Origin of the sequence: Limnohabitans sp., assembly GCF_044361985.1 — a bacterium.
Lineage (GTDB): Bacteria > Pseudomonadota > Gammaproteobacteria > Burkholderiales > Burkholderiaceae_C > Limnohabitans_A.
This window is the reverse complement of record NZ_JBIKHV010000158.1, coordinates 1-3,642: the sequence shown is the minus strand read 5'-3', so window position 1 is coordinate 3,642 and position 3,642 is coordinate 1. Positions and strand designations below refer to the sequence as shown.

The 3,642-nt window shown below is 58.0% G+C and carries 6 protein-coding genes; 2 read left to right on the top strand and 4 right to left on the bottom strand.

What is annotated here, in order from left to right; genetic code table 11:
- Both ACIQ3A_RS14380 and rsmA read left to right on the top strand, forming a co-directional pair.
- A partial coding sequence (locus ACIQ3A_RS14380) for a peptidylprolyl isomerase (protein WP_396432410.1) occupies nucleotides 1-209 on the top strand: 209 nt, incomplete at its 5' end.
- Nucleotides 206-991: a 16S rRNA (adenine(1518)-N(6)/adenine(1519)-N(6))-dimethyltransferase RsmA gene (gene rsmA / locus ACIQ3A_RS14375; RefSeq protein WP_396432409.1), complete on the top strand. Its 786-nt coding sequence runs from the start codon at nucleotides 206-208 to the stop codon at nucleotides 989-991. The genes ACIQ3A_RS14380 and rsmA, both read left to right, overlap by 4 nt.
- A 124-nt stretch (nucleotides 992-1,115) precedes the next feature.
- On the opposite strand, the gene ACIQ3A_RS14370 is transcribed toward rsmA, so the two are convergent.
- From ACIQ3A_RS14370 to ACIQ3A_RS14355, 4 genes are all read right to left on the bottom strand, one after another.
- A complete protein-coding gene (locus ACIQ3A_RS14370) occupies nucleotides 1,116-1,319 on the bottom strand; it encodes a hypothetical protein (protein WP_396432408.1) in 204 nt (67 codons plus the stop codon).
- Nucleotides 1,298-1,723: a barstar family protein gene (locus ACIQ3A_RS14365; protein WP_396432407.1), complete on the bottom strand. Its 426-nt coding sequence runs from the start codon at nucleotides 1,721-1,723 to the stop codon at nucleotides 1,298-1,300. The genes ACIQ3A_RS14370 and ACIQ3A_RS14365 overlap by 22 nt, the downstream gene beginning before the upstream one ends.
- A gap of 29 nt (nucleotides 1,724-1,752) precedes the next feature.
- Complete coding sequence (locus ACIQ3A_RS14360) at nucleotides 1,753-2,166, bottom strand: ribonuclease domain-containing protein (protein WP_396432406.1); 414 nt, start codon at nucleotides 2,164-2,166, stop codon at nucleotides 1,753-1,755.
- 154 nt (nucleotides 2,167-2,320) lie between these two features.
- A partial coding sequence (locus ACIQ3A_RS14355) for a phosphate acyltransferase (protein WP_396432405.1) occupies nucleotides 2,321-3,642 on the bottom strand: 1,322 nt, incomplete at its 5' end.

Genomic DNA, 3,642 nt, shown 5'->3' with positions numbered 1-3,642 from the left:
CAGGCCAAGTGGCAGAGCCGCTGGTGTCCCGCTTTGGCGTCCACCTGATCGAAGTCACCGACCGACGCAGTGCACCCATGAGCGATCAGGAGCAACGCGCCTTGGCCCGCAACGCCTTGCGCGAAAATAAACTTGACGAAGCTTATGCCACTTGGGTTGAAGACATTCGGAGCCGCGCGTATGTCGAGATGCGCGAGCCGCCGCAATGAAACACATTGCACGCAAACGATTTGGCCAACACTTCCTGACCGACCGCGGCATCATCGGTGCTATTGTGGATGCGATCAAACCGGAAGCGGGTCAAGCCATGGTCGAGATCGGTCCTGGTCTGGCCGCCCTGACCCAGCCCCTGGTGGAGCGTCTGGGCCACCTGACAGTGATCGAACTGGACCGCGACCTGGCTGTGCGCTTGCGCGAGCATCCCCACCTGTCGGTGGTAGCGTCTGACGTGCTGAAGGTGGACTTCAGAGCCCTTGCGGCACAGATGCTGGCCAACACCGACAGCGCGGTGGCTGCAAAGGAAAAAATTCGCGTTGTCGGCAACCTGCCCTACAACATCTCTACCCCCATCCTGTTCCATTTATTGGCCCAGGTGGATGTGATCGAAGACCAGCACTTCATGCTGCAAAAAGAAGTGATTGACCGGATGGTCGCCAAGCCCTGCACGTCGGACTACAGCCGACTCTCGGTCATGCTGCAGTGGCGCTATGACATGGCCAACGTTTTGTTTGTGCCACCTGAAAGTTTTGACCCGCCGCCGCGTGTGGACAGCGCCGTAGTGCGCATGGTGCCGCTGGCCACGCCGCCGCAGGTGAATGTCAAAACGCTGGAAACCCTGGTTCAGGTGGCCTTCAGCCAGCGCCGCAAGATATTGCGCAACACGCTGGGCAAGTGGCTCGAAGAAAAGGGTTTTGCCGGCAGCTTTGACTTGCAAAGGCGCGCCGAAGAAGTGCCCGTGGCCGAGTTCGTCGCGTTGGCGCAAACCGTCTGAACCCGACACCCACCCACCGAGCAGCCACTTTAAAAAGCCTTTGAGCCATGAAAAAGCCCGTCACATGGACGGGCTTTTTTGCATTCAGGCCCGGCTCTTGAGGAGCAAGGGGCCCGCATGCGCGTCAGGCGGCTGCGAGCCAATAACCTGCGTTGAATGGGCTGCTCATGCGCAGCGCCAATGGCGAAACGTCCACCAGTTTGTCGGTGGGCATTTTTTCGCCTTCTTCGACCGATTCGGCCATCACGGCGTTGTCGGTTTGTGCCTCATTCGCCCGTCCTGCTTGGCTATTTTGCGCAGAACGGGCTACAGAAAAGAATAGAAGCATCGGAAGGGTATCTTCCTGTCTCCCCAGTAATCTGCCGTGTCCCGGAAGATGTCCAGCAATTGCTCGCGGGCTTCCTTGTCGAACTTGGCGTGCGCAGGTATTTGCTCCAGCACCACAATAAAGCCAGGCTGAGGGCCGGACTTGTGCAGTGGATCGGTCATGCAGTCGTACAAGGCATCAAAGTTCTTGCCAAAGTGCGAAGGCAGCGTGAATTGGGCACCCACCAGGTCCAACACATCCTGTTTGCTCTGGGCTTCGGCCAGGTTGGCATACAAAAAGTGGTGGCCCAAGTTTTGGGCGGCATCTTGCAAGTCGCTCACGCGGTAAGCGCGGATCGACTGCACGATGTTGGACCGAACACCCTTCAGGGGCGTTTCTTGGTCGTGACGAATCGGCGTGTCCATCTCCGTGGTCTTTCTCTAAGGTCAAAAAATCAAGGCTTGTCGACAATCATGCGAAAACTCGCGTAATGGTCTTGTGTGTAGTAACAGGTCTGTGGATTGCGAGGCACTGGGCCACCGCAAACGATGCGCCGCGCTCCGCGATGCTTTATGCCAGGTGTCCTGACGGTGTATTCAAGGTAAAACCCCCGCGTTTCACGGGGCAGAAGACGCTCACGATTGCCAAAAACTGTACCGTCCTTTCCGTAAGGAAAAGGACCGCCCTTGCGGATGAGTTGGTACGTTTCTTGGCCTTCTCGCGGCAAATCTGTCACCTGCAAAGCAGACAAAGTTTGGCCAGCGGCGGCTGAACGGGCTTGCACCGTTAAAGTGCAAATTGATAACGTCAACCCCAAAAGCACCGGTAGCCAGCGCAATGGGGAAGCGATGTGTCGCGCCACCTTCATGAAAACACCTTTCAGAAGTCCCCGGGTTAACCCGAACACTCGAAGGCGCTAGTGTGAGGCAAGCGACATAAAAAAGCAAGAGGATGCCCAATAAATAGGCAAGGTTCGTCCGGGCATTCGCTCCTTAAGTGAGCACAAGCTTCTGTTTTATGACTTATCTCGCAGCGTTGGCATCGGCCACCGTCAGGGCCGTCATGTTGACAATCCTGCGCACGGTGGTGCTGGGCGTCAAAATGTGGACCGGCTTGGCGGCGCCCAGCAAAACAGGCCCCACTGCAATGTTGCCGCCCGCGGCGGTCTTGAGCAAGTTGTAGGCGATGTTGGCGGCATCGATGTTCGGCAAAACCAATAAATTCGCGTCTCCCAGCAAACTGCTGTTGGGCATGATGGCTTGGCGCGCGGCCGTGTCGAGTGCCACGTCGCCGTGCATTTCACCATCCACTTCGAGCCAGGGTGCCTTCTTGCGGAGCAAGTCCAGGACATCGCGCATTTTGATGGCGCTGGGCTGGTTGGAGGAGCCAAAGTTCGAATGTGAAAGCAAGGCCGCCTTGGGCTGGATACCAAAACGCCGCATCTCCTCGGCCGCCATGACGGTGAACTCGGCCAACTGCTCGGCTGTGGGGTCGTAATTCACATGGGTGTCGACCATGAAGACCTGGCGTCCCGGCAGCATCAAGCCGTTCATGCAGGCAAAGGTATGGACGCCTGCCCGCTTGCCAATGACCTGGTCGATGTAATTCAGGTGCATGGGGTTGGTCCCCCAAGTGCCACAAATCATGCCGTCCACATCGCCTTTGTGCAGCAACATGGCGCCAATCAGCGACAAGCGGCGGCGCATTTCGATCTTGGCGATCTGCTGGGTCACGCCCTTGCGTTCGGTCATGCGGTGGTAGGTCTGCCAGAAATCACGGTAGCGGTGGTCCATCTCCACGTTGACCACGTCGTAATCAAGCTCTTCTTTCAGGCGCAGGCCGAATTTTTCGATGCGCTCGGCAATCACGGCCGGGCGGCCAATCAGCGTCGGCCGGGCGAGACCTTCGTCCACCACGATTTGGGAAGCACGCAAGACGCGTTCTTCCTCGCCTTCGCTGTAGGCGATGCGCTTCTTCAGGGCCCGTTTGGCGGCCGTGAAGATGGGCTTCATCATCGTGCCAGAGGCGTAGACAAAGCCTTGCAGCTTTTCACGGTAAGCATCCATGTCCTGGATGGGGCGTGAGGCCACTCCGCTTTCGGCTGCCGCTTGCGCCACAGCGGGGGCAATTTTCATCATCAAGCGCGGGTCAAACGGCTTGGGAATCAGGTACTCGGGGCCAAACGCCAAAGGTTCGCCCACATAGGCGGCGGCCACGACTTCGCTTTGCTCGGCCTGGGCCAGTTCGGCAATGGCGTACACGGCAGCGATTTCCATCTCCAGCGTGATGGTGGTCGCGCCGCAATCCAAAGCACCCCGAAAAATGTAAGGGAAGCACAGGACGT